We start from the raw sequence: 19,394 nt of genomic DNA on the forward strand, positions 1-19,394 counted from the left end.
GACGCGATCCGTGCCGTTTAGTATTTATTTGACCATGGCAAGGGGATTTTCGATGGCGCCACGTACGGCAGGTATTGGCGATTACCCTCCCCGTACTCTCTGAAATCCCGTGCCGTGGAGCATGCAGAAGGATATGTCATGCAATGTGCCGGCGCGCCTCATCGCTACACTGATGAATCGCACCGGCGCTTTCGTTTTTTCAACGCGACGCCAGCCTGGGCGTGGAAATCGCATCAGCCTATGGTCATCAGGCTGGCATTTCCACCGGCGGCGGCCGTGTTGACGCTGATGGAGCGTTCGGCCAACAGGCGATCCAGCACATAGGACTGCCCCTGCGCCACCGCGTCCGACGACAAACCCTGCACGGATACGATCGGGCCCGGCCGCGTGGCCACGCGAGCCGCCAGGACGCGCAGCGCGTCGCTGTCGCCTTCGAAGAGCACCGAGTGGTAGTCCGCGCTTTCCGTGTCCTCATCCCGCATGAAGGCCACCCCATCGCGCTGTGCCGGCGGCAGGTTCTGGGCAAACAGGCGGGCAACGCTGTTGTCGGCGTACAGGACACGGTTGCCCGTGGCCTGGGCAGCCGCCCACTGCGCCCGCGCGCCCTGTTCCGACGCCGCCACGCACAACACGGTGCCGCGCGGCTCCAGGCGATAGGTGTTCGCCTCGCCGGTGGGTCCCGGCAGCGTCAAAACGACGGGCATCGCCGACGCGCCGCCCGCTACGGGCAGCCCGGCCGGGCGCACGGACAGCAGCCGGTACAGGTATAGCGGTCCGCCGGCCTTGGGCCCCGTGCCGGACAGGCCTTCCCCGCCAAAGGGCTGCACGCCGACCACGGCGCCGACGATATTGCGGTTCACGTACATATTGCCCGCATGGACGCGGGACGTGACATGGCCGATGGTTTCGTCGATGCGGGTATGCACGCCGAAGGTCAATCCGTAGCCGGTGGAATTGATATCGTCCAGCAGGCTATCCAGCTGATCGCGCTTGTAGCGGACCACATGCAGCACCGGTCCGAAGACTTCACGCTTGAGCTCGCGTACGCTGCCGATCTCGATCAGCGTCGGGGCGACGAAGGTACCATTGCGGCACGCCGCCGGCAGCGGCAACTGGGTAATCGTCTTGCCCGCGTTGCGCATGGTATCGATGTGACGCTGTATGCCTTCCCGCGCCTCGCCGTCGATGACCGGGCCGATATCCGTCGACAAATGATCCGGATTGCCGACACGCAGTTCCGCCATGGCCCCGCGCAGCATTTCCAGCACGCGGTCGGCGCTGTCCTCCTGCACGCACAGCACGCGCAGCGCGGAGCAGCGCTGGCCGGCGGAATCGAAGGCCGAGCTCAGGACGTCATAGACCACCTGTTCCGTCAGGGCCGAGGAATCCACCACCATGGCGTTCTGGCCGCCCGTTTCCGCGATCAGCGGAATGGTGTGGCCGGCATCATCCAGGCGCTCGGCCAGGCTGCGCGAAATCAGCCGCGCGACATCGGTGGATCCGGTGAACAGCACCCCGCGGATGTCCGGGCTGGCCACCAGCGCGGCGCCCACGGTCTCGCCGCGGCCAGGCAAAAGCTGGACGGCGTCCTCATGCACGCCCGCCGCGCGCAGGATGGCGACGGCCTGGGCCGCGATCAGCGGCGTCTGCTCCGCGGGCTTGGCGATGACGGCATTGCCCGCGGCCAAGGCTGCGGCGACCTGGCCGGTGAAGATGGCCAACGGGAAGTTCCAGGGGCTGATGCACAGCACCGGTCCCAGCGGCCGATGGGTCGCATTGTCGAATTCCCGTTCGGCCTGCTCCGCGTAATAGCGCAGGAAGTCGACCGCTTCGCGCACTTCAGCGATGGCGTTGGGCAGGGATTTGCCGGCTTCGCGCACGATCAGTCCCAGCAGCGTCTGCATCTGCTCTTCCAGCATCTGCGCCGCGCGCCGCAGGCACAACGCGCGTTCGGCGACCGGCGTGGATTGCCAGATGGAAGCTCCCTGCGCCGCGCGCCGCAGCGCCTCCTGCGTTTCCGCTTCGGACGCCTCGATGACCTGGCCGACCACGTCGCGATGGTCCGCCGGGTTGCGCACGGGCAGCGCGCGCGCGTCATCCCAGGCCATCGCGCCGACGGTGGGATAGGCGCGCCAGGCGGTCGCGGTGCTGGACAACAGGGCCGCGGACAGGGACGCCAGCCGATGCTCGTTGCTCAGGTCCAGACCCTGCGAATTGGCGCGGGCCCCGCCACGCACGCTGCCGTAGAGTTCGCGCGGCAGCGGGATCTTCTCGTGCGGCGCGCCCAGCGGCACGATGGCGGAGGCGGCTTCCACCGGGTCCTCGATCAATTCGTCGATCGATATGCTTTCGTCGCCGATCCGGTTTACGAAGGACGTGTTCGCGCCGTTTTCCAACAGGCGGCGCACCAGATAGGCCAGCAGCGTCTCATGTGTCCCGACCGGCGCATAAATGCGGCAGGGGCGATTCAGCTTGCCTTGCGATACGGGGCCGACCACTTCCTCGTAGAGCGATTCGCCCATGCCGTGCAGGCACTGGAACTCGTACTGGCCGGGATAGTAGTTCTGGCCGGCAAGCTGATAGATCGCCGACAGCGTATAGGCGTTATGCGTGGCGAACTGCGGAAACACCGCTTCGGGCGCCGCCAGCAGCTTGCGGGCGCACGCCAGATACGCCACGTCCGTATAGACCTTGCGCGTATACACCGGATAGCCTTCCAGTCCATCCACTTGCGCGCGCTTGATTTCGCTATCCCAATAGGCGCCCTTCACCAGGCGGACCATCAGGCGATGCCGGCTGCGGCGCGCCAGGTCCACCACGTAATCGATCACGAAGGGCGCCCGCTTCTGATAGGCCTGGATCACGAAGCCGATGCCGTTCCAGCCTTCCAGTTCCGGATCGAAACAAAGCGCTTCCAGCAGGTCCAGCGAGATTTCCAGTCGATCGGCTTCCTCGGCATCGATATTCAGGCCGATGTCGTAACCCCTGGCCAGACGCGTCAGCGAGCGCACGCGCGGCAGCAGTTCGGTCATGACCCGATCACGCTGCGCCCGCGAATAGCGCGGATGCAAGGCGGACAGCTTGATCGATATGCCGGGCCCCTGATAGATCCCGCGGCCCGCGGCGGCCTTGCCGATGGCGTGTATGGCCTGCTCATAGGAGGCGTAGTAGCGGTCGGCGTCGGCCGATGTGGTGGCCGCCTCGCCCAGCATGTCGTACGAATAGCTGAAGCCCTTGGCTTCCATCTTGCGGTTATTGGCCAACGCCTCCGAGATGGTCTGTCCGGACACGAACTGTTCGCCCATCATGCGCATGGCGATGTTCACGCCCTTGCGGATCAGCGGCTCGCCGCCCTTGCCGATCAGCCGCGTCAGCGCCCGCGAAAGCGATTGTTCACTGTTGACGGCCACCAGCTTGCCGGTCAGCATCAGGCCCCAGGTCGCCGCATTGACGAACAGGGACGGCGATTCGCCCATATGGGAACGCCAATCGCCGCGCGCGACCTTGTCGCGTATCAAGGCGTCGCGCGTGGCGCGGTCGGGGATACGCAGCAGGGCCTCGGCCAGGCACATCAACGCCACCCCTTCCTGGCTGGAGAGGGAGAATTCCTGAATCAGGCCCTCCACCCCGCCGCCGGTGCGCTTGTCCCGCAAGGCCTGCACCAGGCCGGCGGCCATGGCGTGGATTTTTTCCGGATGGGGCATGCGCGCCTGCCCCAGCAGCAAGGGCACGCATTCCGGCTCCGGACGGCGATACGCTGCCGTGATGGCGGCGCGCAGCACGGACTGCGACTGTACGTCCTGGCCGAATTCGAAAAACGGCGGTACCTGGGCCAGCGGCTGCAGTTCGGCTTCCTCGACCGCTGCGTCGGCGCCGGCGAAATGCGCGATCTCCGCCGGCAGTTGCCCGCGCTCGATTTTTTCGAGATAGGCGACGATGGCCTGCTTGTGCAGCCAATGCGGCGTGCATTTCAGTTTGGATGCGGCGTCCTTGAGACGGTCGCGCAGTGCTTCGTCTACCTTGACGCCCAGAGTGGTGGTGCCCATGCTGCTTCGGTACTCGCTGTTGGAAGATAGGGGCCTGCCTACCGTCCGCGGGGACGGTGCGCGGCTCACGCCGGCATGCGTTTCCGCATCCGGGTTGACCGCGATGATAGGCGGGTTATACCTTTGTATGTATTAAGGTTAACCCCTAGATTCTACAAGCTTTCCTGCGTCGCGCGGGGGCGCTTTCCGTAGCGACCGCGTGCCAGCCGGCCGCCCTGAATAGCCTCAGGAGCTCGTGCAGCCCTGCAATTGGACAGCCGGGTCGGCGGACGACGCGCGCGCGCCGCCAGACCGGATCGCGCTGGCGATGGTCGCGGCCAGCGCCACGGTGGCCTTCTGTTGGGCGGCGACCGCGTTGCCCGGGGCCGTGCCGCCCAGCGGCAGCTGAACCACGCTGCGGCAGAGCAGGCCCTGCCCCTGCAGGTTCACGGGGCGCACTCGCCAGGTAGCATCCAGCACCGCGGACCCACCCGCGGCGGCATCGAAGCGCTGGACGTCTACCTGGACCCGCCAGACGGCGGCGCTGCTGGGAGCGCTGATGGTCTGCACGTCCAGCACCCCGAGGTCCCGCACCAGGTTGTACGAAAGCGCGCCACGGATCTCGTCAGGGAGCGGCGCGGTCCATCGATCCGAGTAATACGCCGACACCGCGCCGTCGGGTTGCCGCATCATGATCTGCGGCTGATCCGCCTGCGACGGTACCGTGACGGGCAGGACCTCCAGCAGATAAGGCGGCTGGCCGTCGCGCGCCGCCGCGGGCGTCGCGGGTTCCGGCGCCAGCAGCGTGTAGTAATTCACGGGAGGCGAAGCGGCGCAGCCGGCCAGCGCCGCCGCGGTCAGGGTGGGTGCGAGCACCCGTCCAATGGCGCGATTCATCGTGGGCTCCTGGTGGCACCATAGTTAGGCAGCGGGTCCGGCCCGCGACCGCGCAGCAGCGCTTCCGGATTGGTCTGCAGATAATCGGCCAGGGCGCGCAGCGAGCGCGCCGCCCGCGACAGTTCTTCCATCGCGCGCTGGGCATTCACCGGCAAGGCCGAATCCGGCGCCAGTAGATTGCCCAGATCCGCGAGCGACTTGTTGGCCTGCTTCAGCAGCGCTTCCGCCTGCGGGGCCACCTGCTTGTCCAGCTTCGCCATCAGGCGCGCCGAGCCTTCCAGCGTCCGCTGCAGATCTATCCCGATCTTGTCGAACGGAATCTTGTCCAGCTTCGCGGCGACGTTGGAAATCTGCTGCTGCAGCTGATCGAAATTGCCTGGCTGGGTCGGAATGTCGGCCGGCGTGTCCATATGGAAGTTGACCGGCTTGGCATTCGGGAACACGTCCAGCGCCACGTATAGCTGCCCCGTCAACAGATTCGAGGTGCGCAGCTGCGCGCGCAAGCCATGCTGGATCATCCCGCCGAGCAGGCGTCCTCCCGGATGGATGACCTTGGTGCCTTCCACTTTCTTGTCCTCCTGCTCGGAGAACTCGCGCACCCTTTCATAAACGGGCCCCAGGCGCTGCGGGAAAAGATTGGCGTGGACCAGCGCGAAGAACCGCTTGGATTCCCTATCGAAATCCATGGTGATCGAATCGACCTGTCCCAGCTGCACGCCATTGAAGTCTATCGGCGCGCCGACGCTCAGCCCGCGTATGGACTGATCGAAACGCATGACCACGGGGAACGGGTCGCCATCCGGCGTCGCTTCGGCCTCCGCCTGCGTGCCATACAGCTTGAACACCGCATCGGCCTTGGCGGGCGTAGTGCCGGCATCATCGTCGGACTGCGCGAACGCGATACCGCCCACCGCCACCGATAGCAGCGACTGGGTGCGAACTTTCAGGCCGTCGGCATTCACGGTGAAATCCACCCCGCTGGCATTCCAGAAATGCGTATTGGCCGTGACGAATTTGTCGTTGGGCGCATCCACGAAAATCTGGATGTTGACGAAGTGCCCCGTAGGATCGAGCTGATACCCGATCACCTGCCCGACACTGATGCGCCGGTAATAAACCGGCGATCCCACATCCAGCGAACCGAGGTCCGTGGCGCGGACCGTGAACCGCTTGCCGGGACGATCGTGCGTCACTTCAGGCGGCGTTTCCAGGCCGACGAACTCGGTCTTTTCCTCGTCGGGCAGCGGTTTGCCCCTGGCATCCTTGCCTGTCGTGGCGTCCACGCCAATATAGGCGCCCGACAGCAAGGTGCCCAGGCCCGATACCCCGCTGACGCCCAGGCGCGGCTTCACGACCCAGAATTGCGTGCCTTCGCGGGCGATGCTGGCGGCGTCCTTGACCAATTCCGCCTTCACGATCACATTGGTGCGGTCTTCGCTAAGGCGTATGCTGCGGACCGTGCCGATGTTGACGTCCTTGTAGCGCACCTGCGTCTTGCCGACTTCCAGCCCTTCCGCCGATTTGAAGGTGATGGTCACCGTCGGCCCCGATTCCAACCAGGTGCGTGCCACCAGCGACAAGCCGGCGACGGCGGCGACGAACGGGACTAGCCAGATCCATGAAATACGGCGCTTGCGCCGATTGACCACCGGAGTCCGGATCTGCTGATTTTCTCCGGACGATGCTGGGTCGGACATGCTGCTGCTTCCTTATTCCTTTTGTTCTTGAATGGCATGGTCCACGGCGGGCCCGCGCGATGCACTTCCCGTTACTTGCACAGCCTGCGGCGGCGTCGGCCCGACAGCCGGCGCCTTCCCCCGGCCCCGGCGCGCGCGATCCCATCCGCGCCTGGGGTCGAAGCTCATGGCCGCCAGCATGGTCAATATGACGACCATGCCGAAGGCGCCCGCGCCCGGCCCGGCGCTAATTGTCATCAACCCCTGGAATTGCGCAAGCGCCGCCAGCAGTATCACGACGAAGACGTCCAGCATCGACCATTGCCCTATGAATTCGACCATCCCATACAGGCGGGTACGCTGGACCAGACTGTAGCCGCTGCCCCTCTGCACTTGCCATGCCAGCACGCCGAGCGCCAGCAACTTGGTCATCGGGACCATCACGCTGGCGACGAACACGATCAGAGCAATATCCCAGGATCCTGTCTGCCAGAGTTCGATCACGCCGCCCAGGATAGTATGCGCACTATCCCCCAGAAGAGAATCAATATTCATGACAGGCAGCACATTGGCGGGGATGTAAAGAATCGCCGCGGCAATGAGCAATGCCCAGGTACGGGCCAGATGGTCGGGCTTGCGTAAATGCACGGGGCTATGACAACGCACGCAATGATGGGCGTGCTCCGCGTCAGCCACGGGCAGCGCCTGGACCTGCCCGCATACATGGCACCCGGCCAACGCCCGGTCCGCGCCGGCATGCGGCATATGCGCTTCCACCAGTCCGGCCCGCTCCGCGTAATGCCATAAGGACTTCGGCGTGAGTCGCCCCAACATGGTCAACAGCACGGTCAAGGCGGCGAAGCCGGCCATCCCGATGCCCGGCGTGACCGACGCCATGCCGGCCAACTTGACCACGGCCACCAGCACGCCCAGGACGAATACCGGAACCATGCTCCACGGCTCCAGCATACCCAACAGCCGGGTGGCGAAGGTGAACGCCGGAGGCCGCGACCCGACGGACAGCGGATACAGCACCCAAACCAGCAATACCAGTTGCAGCAGCGGCAGCAGCAGACCGGCCAGCCCCGTCATGATCGCGACGACCTCATGGCCTTGCTGCCAGGTGACCATGACGGCGTCCGGCAAGGACGCGGCTTGCACCATGCCCTGCACCTGCATGATGGCGACGGGATAGGCGTTGGCGATGACGAAAATAATCAGGGCGGCAAGCGCAAGCGCCAGCCACCCTGAAGGTTGCAGCCCGCTGTAGCGCCATAACACGGTGCCGCAGCGGCCGCACGTCGCTTGCTCACCCTGGCTCAGCTCCTGGCGGCGATAAACACTGCCGCAACTTTCGCAGGAGATGAGCGGGTGTTCCGAGGCCATCAATCCGCCAATGCGACTTCCTGCGCGTCAGGCGCGTCCGAGGCCGGCTTGTCGCCGAAGGTCAGCGCGACCTTGCCGTCCTGATCCAGATCGACCGTCACCGTGCCGCCGTCGACCAACTTGCCGAACAGCAGCTCGTCCGCCAAGGCGCGGCGTATGGTGTCCTGAATCAGGCGCTGCATGGGACGGGCCCCCATGAGCGGGTCGAAACCTTCCTTCGCCAGATGCTCGCGCAGCGCCTCCGTGAAGACGGCGTCGACACGGCGTTCGTGCAACTGATCTTCCAGCTGCATCAGGAACTTGTCCACGACGCGCAGGATGATCTCGCGCGACAGCGGCGCGAACGGGATGATGGCGTCCAGGCGGTTGCGGAATTCCGGCGTGAACATGCGGCGGATTTCCGCCATTTCGTCGCCGACCACGCGCGCATTCGCGAAGCCGATGGACGGCCGGTTCAAGGTTTCCGCGCCCGCGTTGGTCGTCATGATAAGGATGACGTTGCGGAAGTCGGCCTTGCGTCCGTTGTTGTCGGTCAACGTGCCGTGGTCCATGACCTGCAGCAGGATGTTGAAGACATCCGGATGCGCCTTTTCGATCTCGTCCAGCAGCAACACGCAATGCGGCTGCTTGGTGATGGCTTCCGTCAACAGGCCGCCCTGGTCGAAGCCGACGTATCCCGGCGGCGCGCCTATCAGGCGCGACACCGCATGCCGTTCCATGTATTCCGACATATCGAAGCGCAGCAACTCCACGCCCATGGTGAACGCCAACTGCCGTGCGACTTCGGTCTTGCCGACGCCCGTCGGACCCGAAAACAGGAAAGCGCCGATCGGCTTTTCGGGCTTGCCCAGTCCGGACCGCGCCATCTTGATGGACGCGGACAGCGCTTCGATGGCGGCATCCTGGCCGAACACGACCGTTTTCAGGTCGCGGTCCAGCGTGGCCAGCTTGCTGCGGTCGTCGTTCGAAACCGACTGGGGCGGAATACGCGCAATCTTCGAAACGATATTTTCGATATCCACCTTGCCGATGACTTTCTTCTGGCGCGAACGCGGCAGCAGACGCTGGGCGGCGCCGGCTTCGTCGATGACGTCGATGGCCTTGTCCGGCAGATGGCGGTCATTGATATGGCGCGCCGACAACTCGGCCGCCGCCAACAGCGCCGCCGCCGAATAGCGTACGTTGTGGTGTTCTTCGAAACGCGTCTTCAGCCCGCGCAGAATCTGCACGGTCTGTTCGACGCTGGGTTCGCTGACGTCGATCTTCTGGAACCGGCGCGACAGCGCATGGTCCTTTTCGAACACCCCGCGATATTCCGTATACGTGGTCGCGCCGATGCACTTGAGCTGGCCGGAAGACAAGGCCGGCTTGAGCAGATTGGACGCGTCCAGCGTCCCGCCCGAGGCCGACCCCGCGCCGATCAGGGTATGGATTTCGTCGATGAACAGGATGGCGTCGGGATTACCGCGCAGCTGCTTCAGCACGCCCTTGAGGCGCTGTTCGAAATCGCCACGGTATTTCGTGCCGGCCAGCAATGCACCCATGTCGAGCGCATAAACCTGCGCGGACTGCAAGATTTCCGGGACTTCGCCCCGGGTAATGCGCCACGCGAGCCCTTCCGCGATCGCGGTCTTGCCCACGCCGGCCTCACCCACCAGCAAGGGGTTATTCTTGCGGCGCCGGCAAAGCACCTGGATCACGCGTTCGACTTCGGTTTCACGGCCGATCAGCGGATCGATGCGGCCCGCCAGCGCGGCCGCGTTCAAATCGGTCGCATACTGATCCAGCGGCGACTGGCGCGACTCGCCCTGTTCTTCCGGATTGGGCTGCTGCTCCTTCTGGGACGCAGCGGATTCGACCTGGGGCTGCTTGGTGATTCCATGCGAAAGGAAATTCACGACATCCAGGCGGGTGACGCCCTGCTGCTGCAGGTAATAAACAGCGTGCGAATCCTTTTCGCCGAAAATCGCGACCAGCACGTTGGCGCCGGTCACGGGCTTCTTGCCGCTGCCGCCGGCGGAAACATGCATGATCGCGCGCTGGATCACACGCTGGAAACCCAGCGTAGGCTGAGTGTCCACTTCGGCGCCGCTGGGGATCACCGGTGTGTTCTCGTTGACGAACTGGCGCAGGTTGCGGCGCAGATCATCCAGATTGGCGGCGCAAGCGCGCAGCACTTCCACCGCGGAAGCGTTGTCGAGCAGCGATAACAGTAGATGCTCTACTGTAATAAATTCGTGCCGGGCCGAACGGGCCTCGACGAAAGCCATATGCAGGCTGACTTCAAGCTCTTGGGAAATCACGCTTCCTCCATAACGCATCGAAGCGGACAAAAACACAATTCATATTCTATGCCTATCGGGGCGTAACGCCAGCGATTTCAAATTCGATCCGATCGTAACGGCCGTGGCTGTCCATTGCCGTAAGCGTATACCGACCGTCGCGCCTCAACGACACCTTGAAAGGATGACCGGCCTGGCCTTGACCCAGCACCTGACCGTCCAACATCCACCATACATCACCTTCCGCCCCTGCCGCGTCCACGTCGACGTCGATAAGACGCCGCCCCGGAATCGGCCGTAATACCGAGCCATCCGCCAAGCCCAGCACCCGCAGCGGAGCCTGGCCGGGATTCGCGTATCCCGCGAACGAGGGAGGAACGGTGTTGTTCAAAGCCCACGCCAAACGTTGTTCGGGACAATTCTTGGCGCCCATGTTTTCAAAACGACTACCCAGCGGCCAACAAATCACGACCGCCTGCACGCTGGAAGGCCTCACACGTGCGCGTGGCGGCCCTTCGGGCAATGCTGATACCACGTCCCGCAACAAAGGTGCCGCAACGTTGGCACCAAAAAATCCGGGATTGGGCGTGCCGTCCGGCCTTCCCACCCACACACCGATGGTCCAGCTATCCGTGACTCCCACCGCCCAGGCATCACGGAATCCAAAGCTGGTGCCGGTTTTCCAGGCCAAGGCCTTGCCTGGCGCACCACTCTGGTGAAACGGACGGTCCGGGTGCCCCCCGCCCTCCAGGATATCCCGCACGATCCACGCCGCCCCGGCGCTGATCATGCGCGTTTCCTGCAGCGGTTGACGCGGGTCCAGCCGCGGCCGGCCCGCCAGGCCATCACGCGCCAAGGCACGATAAGCGCCCACCAGTTCTTCCAAGGTGGTGCCGCCCCCACCCAAAATCAAGCTTAAATTAGGCGCCGCGCCGGCGGGCATGCGCAGGCGCACCCCACCGCTAAGCATAACCGAAGCAAAATGCGCGGGACCGACACGGTCCAGCAGATCGACCGCGGGCACATTCAGCGAGCGCTGCAACGCCTGCGCCACGCTGACCGGCCCCGAAAATGCCGCCTGGAAATTGCCCGGCGCATATCCCCCGAAGGACATAGGGACATCCAGCAGCAGGCTTTCCGAATGGATCAGACCGTCATCCAGGGCAACGCCGTAAAGAAATGGCTTGAGGGTCGAGCCTGGCGAACGTACCGCCGTGACCATATCCACGTGGGCGTAGCGGGTATTGTCGCCGTAGTCGGCAGAGCCGGCGTAGGCCCGCACCGCCAGACTGTCGTTGTCCATGACCAGCACCGCCATGGACACCTTGGGCGGCAGCGCGTCGACGCGATCCAGTAGCATTTGCTCGACGCGGGACTGCAGTTCGGCATCAATGGTGGACGCGATGACCTGCCCGGAATGACGGTCCTTCGTCGTGCCAGCTTCCGGCGTGCAGGAAGCGCAAGCGGACGCGGCGGAAGAAGCGGTCTCGCGCACCAGGCGCTGGGCCGCCAGCGGCGCGAGCCAGTGCGCGCGCAGAGGCGGCGCCATGACGGGCTCCATCCTGGCGTCCGTCACCTGAGCGAGGCTCCAATACCCCAGCGCCGCCATACGCTCCAGTACCTTGTCGCGAGCGACGCGCGCCAGCTCGGGATGGCGATCGGGCCGCAACAGCGACGGCGATTGCGGCAAGGCGGTCAACAAAGCCGATTCGCCGGCGCTAAGATCGCGCGCCGATTTGCCGAGCCACAGACGGGCCGCCATCTCGGCTCCCTCGACGATCCCGCCCATGGGCGCGCGGCTCAGATACATCGCAAGGATTTCATCCTTGCTGTAATGCATTTCCAGTTGGAGCGCGCGAAAACCCTGGCGCAGTTTGGCGCCTATGCTGCGTGAAGGACGGCCCGCGAGGGCGGGATCGATAAGCCGCGCCACCTGCATGGTCAGCGTGGATCCGCCGGACACGATATGGCCGGATATCAGCCATTGCCACGCGGCGCGCGCCACGGCGACGGGATTGACGCCGGGATGCCAGTAGAACCAGCGATCCTCATACGCCAGCAGGGTTTGCAGATACAACGGGGAAACATCGCGCGGCTGCACCGGATAGCGCCAGATGCCGTCGCGACTGGGATAGTTGCGCAATGGCGTGCCGTCGGCGGCGGCCACCACGACGGCGCCGTCGGCATACGGCCGCGGCAACGGATACAGGCGATCCAGGGCGAGCAACGCCCCGCATGCAAGCACCGCGACGGCCGCGGCGACAGCGACGGCACGCCGCCAGCCGGCGCCGCGGTGGCTCCCGCGCCTCCGGCCCTGGCCGTCACTGCTGCCCAGGTCCTGGCCGCGGCCGGCGATTGCCCGGCCATCCGGGGTCGTCATGGACCGGAGGCGCCGCGGTCGCGTATCTCGATGTCGCCCCACGACTCGCCCACGCCACGGACTTCAGGGCGATACATGTCCTCCGCGACGGTCGAGGGGACCGCGTACCTGCCCGGCGTCACGACCCGCAGCAGATAAAAGATGTCGACCGGTCCCTGCCCCAGCGCCACCGCCGCCACGTACCGGTCATCGCGGAACTCCGTGTGCTTGATGCGCGGATCGGAGAGCGCATCGGCCACGCGGTGTTGCGCGATGGTCCATTCGTTCATGTCGGGGTTCTGCGACAGGTTCAGGTTCTCGACTTCCAGGCCAGCGGGCACACGGTCGGTGATCAGGCCATCCGGTATGGCGCGAGCCGCATCGGCACGTATCCAGGCTACCAGCATGTCGCCGGTCTGCAAGGTACCACCGTCCCAAGGCCTGCCATCGGGGCGGTACCACTTGCGTTGCAGGCGGATGACGTTGGCACGCGGCGCCGGGGGCTGCATGGCGCTGCCTTGGACATCGAATTCCGCGAACACGGGCCGGCTGCCGGTGTTGGTCAGCTGCATGGCGCCGATGTCCTTGGCCGCCAACGAAACGGTACGGTCGTCGGTGCCTTGCAGCACCGTGCGGTCGATACCGTTGGCCAGCGTGGCCTCCCACGAACCCGCGCTGGCCACGCCGCTGGCGCGCGCGGCCAGCAACAAGGCCATTTCCTCCTGCGTGGAGAAGTATGACCGTCCGTTCAGCCGCGCGGCAAGGTCCGTAAGCAGCACTTCGCGGCGCGCGTGGCGCAGGTCGTACTGCTGCATCAAGGCATAGGACAGTGCCAGGTCGCGCACGGCACTACCGTAATCGCCCATCCATTCATCCACGCCGCCGAACGACGTACCTACTCCGTAGGGACGGCTCATCGCGGCATCCAGCGCGGCACGCTGGCGATCGGCATCCCCCATCAGTTTGAAGGCCGCGGCCAGCTGCACCAGCGGCAGGGGCGAACGGGCCCGCTCCTGGTAGTTGTCGAACAGTTGCCGCACGGTCGCCAGCGGCGCCTTGCCATCCCGGGCCAGTACCAGCGATGCGGCGGCGAGTCCGGCAAAACGCCGATGATCGTCGCGCAGCACGCTCTGTGCGTCGGCGGGGATGCGGCCGCTGCGCACCGCGGTGCGCAGCACCGCCGACCAGGTTCCGAAGCCGGAAGGCGCCTGTTGCACCTGCTGCAGCAGCCAGCTGCGCGAGCGGTCCAGCGTCGCATCGGGCACGCTGAAGCCCCGTTCCCGCACATCCTGCAGGAAGCCCACGGCGTACGCGGTCAGCCATACGTCGCGGCTGCCCGAAGGTCCGCCCCACAAGGAATACGCGCCGCTGCTTCCACGCATGCCGGACAGGCGTTGCAACGCCCTGTCGACGCGCTCCTGACGCGCGGCGGGCGCGAAATCCTTCACGCCATAAGCGCGCGCCGTATCGGCGTCCATCAGCAGCCAAGGCAGGGCGGCGCTGATGGTTTGCTCCGTGCAACCGTACGGATAAGTCAGCAAATTGCCGACGATGCGCTGCACGTTGAACGGCGGCCTATCGGACACGGTGAGGCTGACGGTTACGGAGTCCGGGTAATAACCGGCGATCCATGCCGCGTCCGGCCGCGCGGTTTCCCCAGGCATGATCCGCAGCCGGCGCACCTGGCGCTCCGGCGCTTGCGCCGGTTCGACCTGCAACACCGATTCACGCACGATACGGATGGGGTCAGCGCCGTCCTGGCTGGACACGGACACCCGCATCAACCCCAATCCATAGGATCCGGTGGTCGTGGCGGTATAGCGCAGCGTCGTGCGTTGCTGGTTCTTCAACGTGACGGTGCGCTGTTGTCCGTCGGCGATGGCCAGGGGATCGAGCGCTTGCAGCGTGACCGCGAAAGTCTGCGTGCGGCCCGTAAGATTGGTGACGTCCAGCGCGATCGCCGCGCGGTCGCCCGGCGTGATGAAGCGCGGCGTGCTCAATTCGGCGACGACAGGCGCGGCGACGATCATCTCGGCGTCCGCGCTGCCATAACTATCGCCGGTGAATGCCACCGCCATCAGCCGGAGGGTCCCGTTGAAATCCGGTATGTTCAGAGGGATTTCCGCCTCGCCCCTGGCGTCCAGCTTCACCGGACCGGAAAACAGGTCGACCAGCTTTACCTTCTTGGGCAGGTTGCGCGTATCGCCGCGCATGGCGGCGTCGCCGCCCCACTTCAAGCGGCCCTTGGTGCCGTCCATTTTCTCGATCAACTTGCCGTACATGTCGAGCAGATCCGGCGCATAACGGTGCTTGCCGAAGAAAAAGCCGTACGGATCGGGGGTCGCATAGTTGTCTATGTTCAGGATGCCGACGTCTACCGCCGACAAGGTGACCGTGGCTTGCGAATTGGCCGCGCCATCCACTTTGACGCGCACCGTCTGGCGCGTTTCGGGGCGGATCTTCGGCGGCGCCTGCAACGCGACGTTCAGCTTGCGCGCCGAGGTGTCCAGCGGCAGCGGCGCCAAGCCTACCGCCCGCGCGGGGGTGACGCGATCGCCCTGGCTGCCGGGCCGGAAAACCACGGCGCCGACATATAGATCGTGCCGCTTCCAGGCCGGATCCACCGGGATGTCGACCTCCGTGCCGGTGGCTTTGGCATCGACCCATTTGGACCACAGCATGCGGTCGCCCTCAACCGTGATCAGGGCATGGCCATCGTGCGGCGGCGTGATCGTCAGCTTGACGGTATCACCGGGCTTGGCGGGCAGGCCTTCCATCTTCATGCGTACGCGATCCGGACGGTTGCCGGCGGCCTCGTCACCCTGCGCGCCCCAGCCCGCGTAGAAGCGATAACGCAGCGTCTGGCCCGTTTCGGGATCCGAGATTTCCAGGCGGTAGCGGCCGTAACCGACCGGCACATTGAAGGTCTCGCGGCCGGCCAGCGACAGCAGGCGCGAATCGGCGAGTTCTTCCGTTTCCGTGTAGCCGCTGTTCCACCCCCGCTGCTCGTCGTAACGCCAATAGTATTGGCGCTCTTCGCGGTACAGCCGCATCTGCGCCTGCGCCAGCGGCTGGATCTTGCCGTCGGCGTTCACACGTATCGCCTCGAAGCCGGCGGGGGTGTTCTCAGCGGCCACATCGCCATCGAATAGCGGGCGCACCGCGATCAGCACCGGGGCGGGCCAGATGGAGCGGGTAATGGACCGGACGACCGGCCGCCCCCCCGACTCCAGCAGACTGGCGGAAACACGGACTTGCAGCGGCGAGTTGGCCTTCTGGCCAGAGAGATCGACATCGATCGCGCCCTTGCCTGCATCGTCCAGCTGCGATTCCGGCAATTCTTCATAATGGCGCAGCTTATCGTCGGCCACGTCGCCAAAAAGGAAGCCCGGCCATTGCGCCGACAAAGCGTAGCGATCGCGCCGTACGGTGAAGTTCGAAAGCAGGCGATTGCCGGCCGCCGGCGCGCCATACAGATAATCGCCCTGCACGTCGACGTGCAGCGACTCGCCGGTGGGCAACACGCCGTCAGGCGCGGTCAACACCAGCTTCATGCGTTCGGGCAGGAATTCCTCGACATGGAAGGCCCATGTGGCGTCGGCATTGCGCGCGCCGGGGTCCACGCGCATCTCCAGCAGCCAGGTCCCGGTCTGGGCGTCGGCAGGCAATTCAATGGCATGCTGGATATAGCCCTGTACCGATGCATCGGGTCGCCAGAGGGCGGTTTGCACCACCCGGCCATCCGGCCGCTTCAGCGTGGCGGTCAGCGGCGCGGACTTGGGCAGCCGTCCGTCGGCATCCCGCGCCAAGACAGACACCTGCAGCGTTTCGCCAGGCCGATACAGATCGCGGCCGGCATAAATGAACAAACTGTTGTCCACCGAGGGCAGACCGCCGACGTCGAATTCCGACAGGTCGAGCGCGGGCTCGGCCAGCGACAGCACAGTCATCTCCTTGCCGCGCGTCGCGCGCAGCACGCTGGCGCGCGCATAGTCCCCATCGAAGCGCACATGCCCTTGCGCGTCGGCATTGGTCTTGGCCAGCACCTTGCCGGCCCCATCGATCAATTCGACCGTGTCGCCGGAGATCGGCTCGCCTGAACGCAGCGATACCGAAAACGCCTCGATGCGATCCGCGTAGCGACGCGCATGCAGGCCGATGTCGCTGACGTAGAAATACGTCGTCTGGTATTCGCTGCGAAACCGTCCAGGCTCGCTCATCACCGCCACATAGATGCCGGATTCCTGCAGCTCCTTGATGTTCTCGACAGGCAGAAAGGTCACATGGCGCCGATTGGGCTTGTCGTCCGTCAGGAAGCGGCCCTGGTAGACGCTGGAGGCGATTGTGTTCAGGCGATCCAGGTCCCAGCTGCTGACGGCCCCCTTCATAGACACCGAGTTGTTGTAGCCCTCATCCTGATCGGCGTCCTCCGCCGAATCGCCAGCGTTCCGGCGGCTGCCGAGCAGGATATCGAAGAAGGCAGGCACATGTTCCGGCGCGACGCGCAGGAACTGCACATCGACTTCCGGCATGTTCACCGTGGCGACGGGCAGACCGCCGTTCTGTCCGGCCGGAAGCACGACGCCCCGGCTGGCAAAGTAGAAAGCCGGCGGCATGGCGTCGGTATCCAGCTGGCAATGCGCGCTTTGCCCCAGCGTCGAGCCATCGGCGGCGGGCAGATCGGCCGCCAGTTTGACGGTGTAGCGGCGCTGCGGCTGGATATAAGGGAAGTAGACGACGCGCGGATTGTCGCCCACTACCCAGCTGCCCTGCACCGGTTTGCCGGAGACGCTGCTTTCGCCCTTTTCGATCGCGCGCGACGGCGCTGGCGTATCCTTCGCCGCGCCGTCGTCGTCGGATCGACCCGCTGCCTGCACCGCGCCACTGTCGATGACCTGCAGGTACCGGCCCAGATCCTTCTTGCGATCCACGGGTTGGGTCAGCGTGACGGAAAGCGCCAGGCTGCCTTGATACTGGCGCGCGCTGCAATTCAAGCCCGCGAACGGGTCGGCGCCCACGGTTGCGGCGGCGGGAGCGGCGATCGTGGCGGTATTGCCGGGGGAACTGCCGGCGGAGTTGCCCGCCGCGCCCGCGGAGGCGCTTCCACCGGTACCGGCGGCGGTGGCGCTTGGGCCCTGCCGGGTGGAAGTATCAGCCGGCGGCGCGTTGCCCGAAGAGGAATAATGAACCAGCCATGCGGCGGCCAGAATAATGATGACGGCCAGAATGGCCACGCCCGCCAAAAGGCGGGCGCGCTTGCGCTGCTCCACGATACCCCTCTCCCATGTGTCGACTACGAAGTCCGCGGCGCCGTTTATGCCACGACAGGCCGCCGGTTTGGCATTGCTTATTGATTTATCGGCCCGGACCGGCCAGGCATTACGTTAAAGAGGCTCCATTACGCACTGCAAGGGGTGCTGTTTCGCCCGCGCATATTGGGCGACCTGGGCCACTCGGGTGGCGGCGATATCGCGGGGATATACACCGCATACGCCACGCCCTTCGTTATGGACTTGCAGCATGATACGGGTCGCTTCGTCCTCGCTCTTGTTGAAAAACTTCTGCAGGACGCCGACGACGAATTCCATCGGCGTGTAGTCATCGTTGAGCAATACGACCTGGTACATGGGAGGCGGCGCCGTGCGCGCGCTCTCTTTCTCCACGACCAGGTCATGCTGAGTATCCGTACTTGTGCTCATAGCGGCGGCTATTTTATTTAACGGTAGATATGCCGGTATCGAAAACCGGGTATTTTTACATGTCGAAATGCGTAGTTTCCATACTTGACGGGCCAAAGAAAAGCAGCGCATTATCCGAGGATTCTAAGTGCTTTCAACTGTTTGTTAGCCTTGGAAAGGGGGGGAGACGGCCCTGCCGGGGAGCCCTTCTGTCAACATATGATTCAAGAGGCAGTCCGCATGTCTGATACGACCGCAACCGCTGTCCAAGGGGACAACCCAAAATCCACGGGTACCGTGAAGTGGTTCAACGACGCCAAGGGATTCGGTTTCATCACTCCCGACGACGGCGGTGAAGACTTGTTCGCGCACTTCTCGTCTATCCAGATGAATGGGTTCAAGACCCTTAAAGAGGGCCAAAAGGTGGCATTCGAGATCATCCAAGGACCCAAGGGCAAACAGGCTTTGAACATTACCGCGGCCTGAGCGATCAGTCGCGGGCTTGTAGGCGTCTTCGAGTACCATACGAAGGCGGGGCGGCTGACGCCCCGCCTTTTTTGCGTACTCCTTTCGTAGCCATCATGCATAACGGTGCTGTCTTGCTGCAAGCCAAAAATCACTCGAAAGGGCGCCATGCGGCGCTGGCCGCCCTTCTTGCCGTCGCCACGCTGCTCGCCGGCGCCCTGCCCGACCCGGCGCGCGCCCAGCAGTTCGCCGAAGCGCAGCCACCCCTTCCCAAGACCCAGCTGTCGGCGGGCATACACGTGATCCAGGCGGAAGTCGCCAACACCGACGAGACGCGCCAGCGCGGCCTGATGTTCCGCAAGCAGCTCGAGGGCAACGACGGCATGCTGTTCGTGTTCGAGCGACCCGACCGGCAATGCTTCTGGATGCATAACACGCCCCTGCCCTTGTCCATTGCGTTCATCGCCGATGATGGCACGATCGCCAATATCGAGGACATGGCGCCGGAAACGGACGATACCCATTGTTCCCGGAAACCGGTCCGCTATGCCTTGGAAATGGCGCAAGGTTGGTTTGCCAGTCATGGAATCAGCACCGGTCAGAAAATCGACGGCCTGCCTTAAATG

The 19,394-nt window shown here is 64.7% G+C and carries 10 protein-coding genes; 2 read left to right on the forward strand and 8 right to left on the reverse strand.

Annotated features, from left to right (window positions below):
* Positions 1-233: 233 nt before the first annotated feature.
* The 8 genes from putA to clpS all read right to left on the reverse strand — a co-directional run bounded on the left by putA (position 234) and on the right by clpS (position 18,324).
* A complete protein-coding gene (gene putA / locus ACNA0R_RS05270; protein WP_415824888.1) occupies positions 234-4,046 on the reverse strand; it encodes a trifunctional transcriptional regulator/proline dehydrogenase/L-glutamate gamma-semialdehyde dehydrogenase in 3,813 nt (1,270 codons plus the stop codon).
* A gap of 225 nt (positions 4,047-4,271) precedes the next feature.
* Positions 4,272-4,922 carry a PqiC family protein gene (locus ACNA0R_RS05275; protein ID WP_415824889.1) on the reverse strand — a complete coding sequence of 217 codons (651 nt, stop codon included), beginning with the start codon at positions 4,920-4,922 and terminating at the stop codon, positions 4,272-4,274.
* Positions 4,919-6,619: a PqiB family protein gene (locus ACNA0R_RS05280; RefSeq protein ID WP_415824890.1), complete on the reverse strand. Its 1,701-nt coding sequence runs from the start codon at positions 6,617-6,619 to the stop codon at positions 4,919-4,921. Before ACNA0R_RS05280 ends, ACNA0R_RS05275 begins: the two co-directional genes overlap by 4 nt.
* 12 nt (positions 6,620-6,631) lie before the next feature.
* Positions 6,632-7,984 carry a paraquat-inducible protein A gene (locus ACNA0R_RS05285; RefSeq protein WP_415824891.1) on the reverse strand — a complete coding sequence of 451 codons (1,353 nt, stop codon included), beginning with the start codon at positions 7,982-7,984 and terminating at the stop codon, positions 6,632-6,634.
* Positions 7,984-10,287, reverse strand: coding sequence for an ATP-dependent Clp protease ATP-binding subunit ClpA (gene clpA, locus ACNA0R_RS05290; protein ID WP_415824892.1), 2,304 nt, complete (start codon positions 10,285-10,287; stop codon positions 7,984-7,986). The genes ACNA0R_RS05285 and clpA overlap by 1 nt, the downstream gene beginning before the upstream one ends.
* Before the next feature lie 52 nt (positions 10,288-10,339).
* The gene (gene pbpC, locus ACNA0R_RS05295) at positions 10,340-12,601 is read right to left on the reverse strand and encodes a penicillin-binding protein 1C (protein ID WP_415825028.1); all 2,262 of its coding nucleotides are present in this window, start codon (positions 12,599-12,601) and stop codon (positions 10,340-10,342) included.
* Positions 12,602-12,642: 41 nt separating this feature from the next.
* Positions 12,643-17,895, reverse strand: coding sequence for an alpha-2-macroglobulin family protein (locus ACNA0R_RS05300; protein WP_415824893.1), 5,253 nt, complete (start codon positions 17,893-17,895; stop codon positions 12,643-12,645).
* Between the two features lie 114 nt (positions 17,896-18,009).
* Positions 18,010-18,324, reverse strand: a complete 315-nt coding sequence (gene clpS / locus ACNA0R_RS05305) for an ATP-dependent Clp protease adapter ClpS (RefSeq protein WP_415824894.1) — start codon at positions 18,322-18,324, stop codon at positions 18,010-18,012.
* Between the two features lie 219 nt (positions 18,325-18,543).
* Here clpS and ACNA0R_RS05310 point away from each other — a divergent pair, with 219 nt between their 5' ends.
* Positions 18,544-18,789, forward strand: coding sequence for a cold-shock protein (locus ACNA0R_RS05310; protein WP_006220277.1), 246 nt, complete (start codon positions 18,544-18,546; stop codon positions 18,787-18,789).
* Positions 18,790-18,884: 95 nt separating this feature from the next.
* On the forward strand, positions 18,885-19,391 hold the full coding sequence (locus ACNA0R_RS05315; protein WP_415824895.1) for a DUF192 domain-containing protein: 507 nt from the start codon (positions 18,885-18,887) through the stop codon (positions 19,389-19,391).
* Positions 19,392-19,394 lie beyond the last annotated feature (3 nt).

The sequence above is a fragment of the Bordetella sputigena genome (assembly GCF_965137885.1).
In the GTDB taxonomy this organism is placed as follows: Bacteria; Pseudomonadota; Gammaproteobacteria; order Burkholderiales; family Burkholderiaceae_B; genus Bordetella_C; species Bordetella_C sputigena.

Coding starts and splice junctions, on each gene's coding strand:
- ACNA0R_RS05275 (WP_415824889.1), bottom strand. CDS start 4,922: ATGAATCGCGCCATTGGACGGGTGCTCGCACCCACCCTGACCGCGGCG.
- ACNA0R_RS05285 (WP_415824891.1), bottom strand. CDS start 7,984: ATGGCCTCGGAACACCCGCTCATCTCCTGCGAAAGTTGCGGCAGTGTT.
- putA (WP_415824888.1), bottom strand. CDS start 4,046: ATGGGCACCACCACTCTGGGCGTCAAGGTAGACGAAGCACTGCGCGAC.
- ACNA0R_RS05310 (WP_006220277.1), top strand. CDS start 18,544: ATGTCTGATACGACCGCAACCGCTGTCCAAGGGGACAACCCAAAATCC.
- ACNA0R_RS05280 (WP_415824890.1), bottom strand. CDS start 6,619: ATGTCCGACCCAGCATCGTCCGGAGAAAATCAGCAGATCCGGACTCCG.
- ACNA0R_RS05315 (WP_415824895.1), top strand. CDS start 18,885: ATGCATAACGGTGCTGTCTTGCTGCAAGCCAAAAATCACTCGAAAGGG.
- clpS (WP_415824894.1), bottom strand. CDS start 18,324: ATGAGCACAAGTACGGATACTCAGCATGACCTGGTCGTGGAGAAAGAG.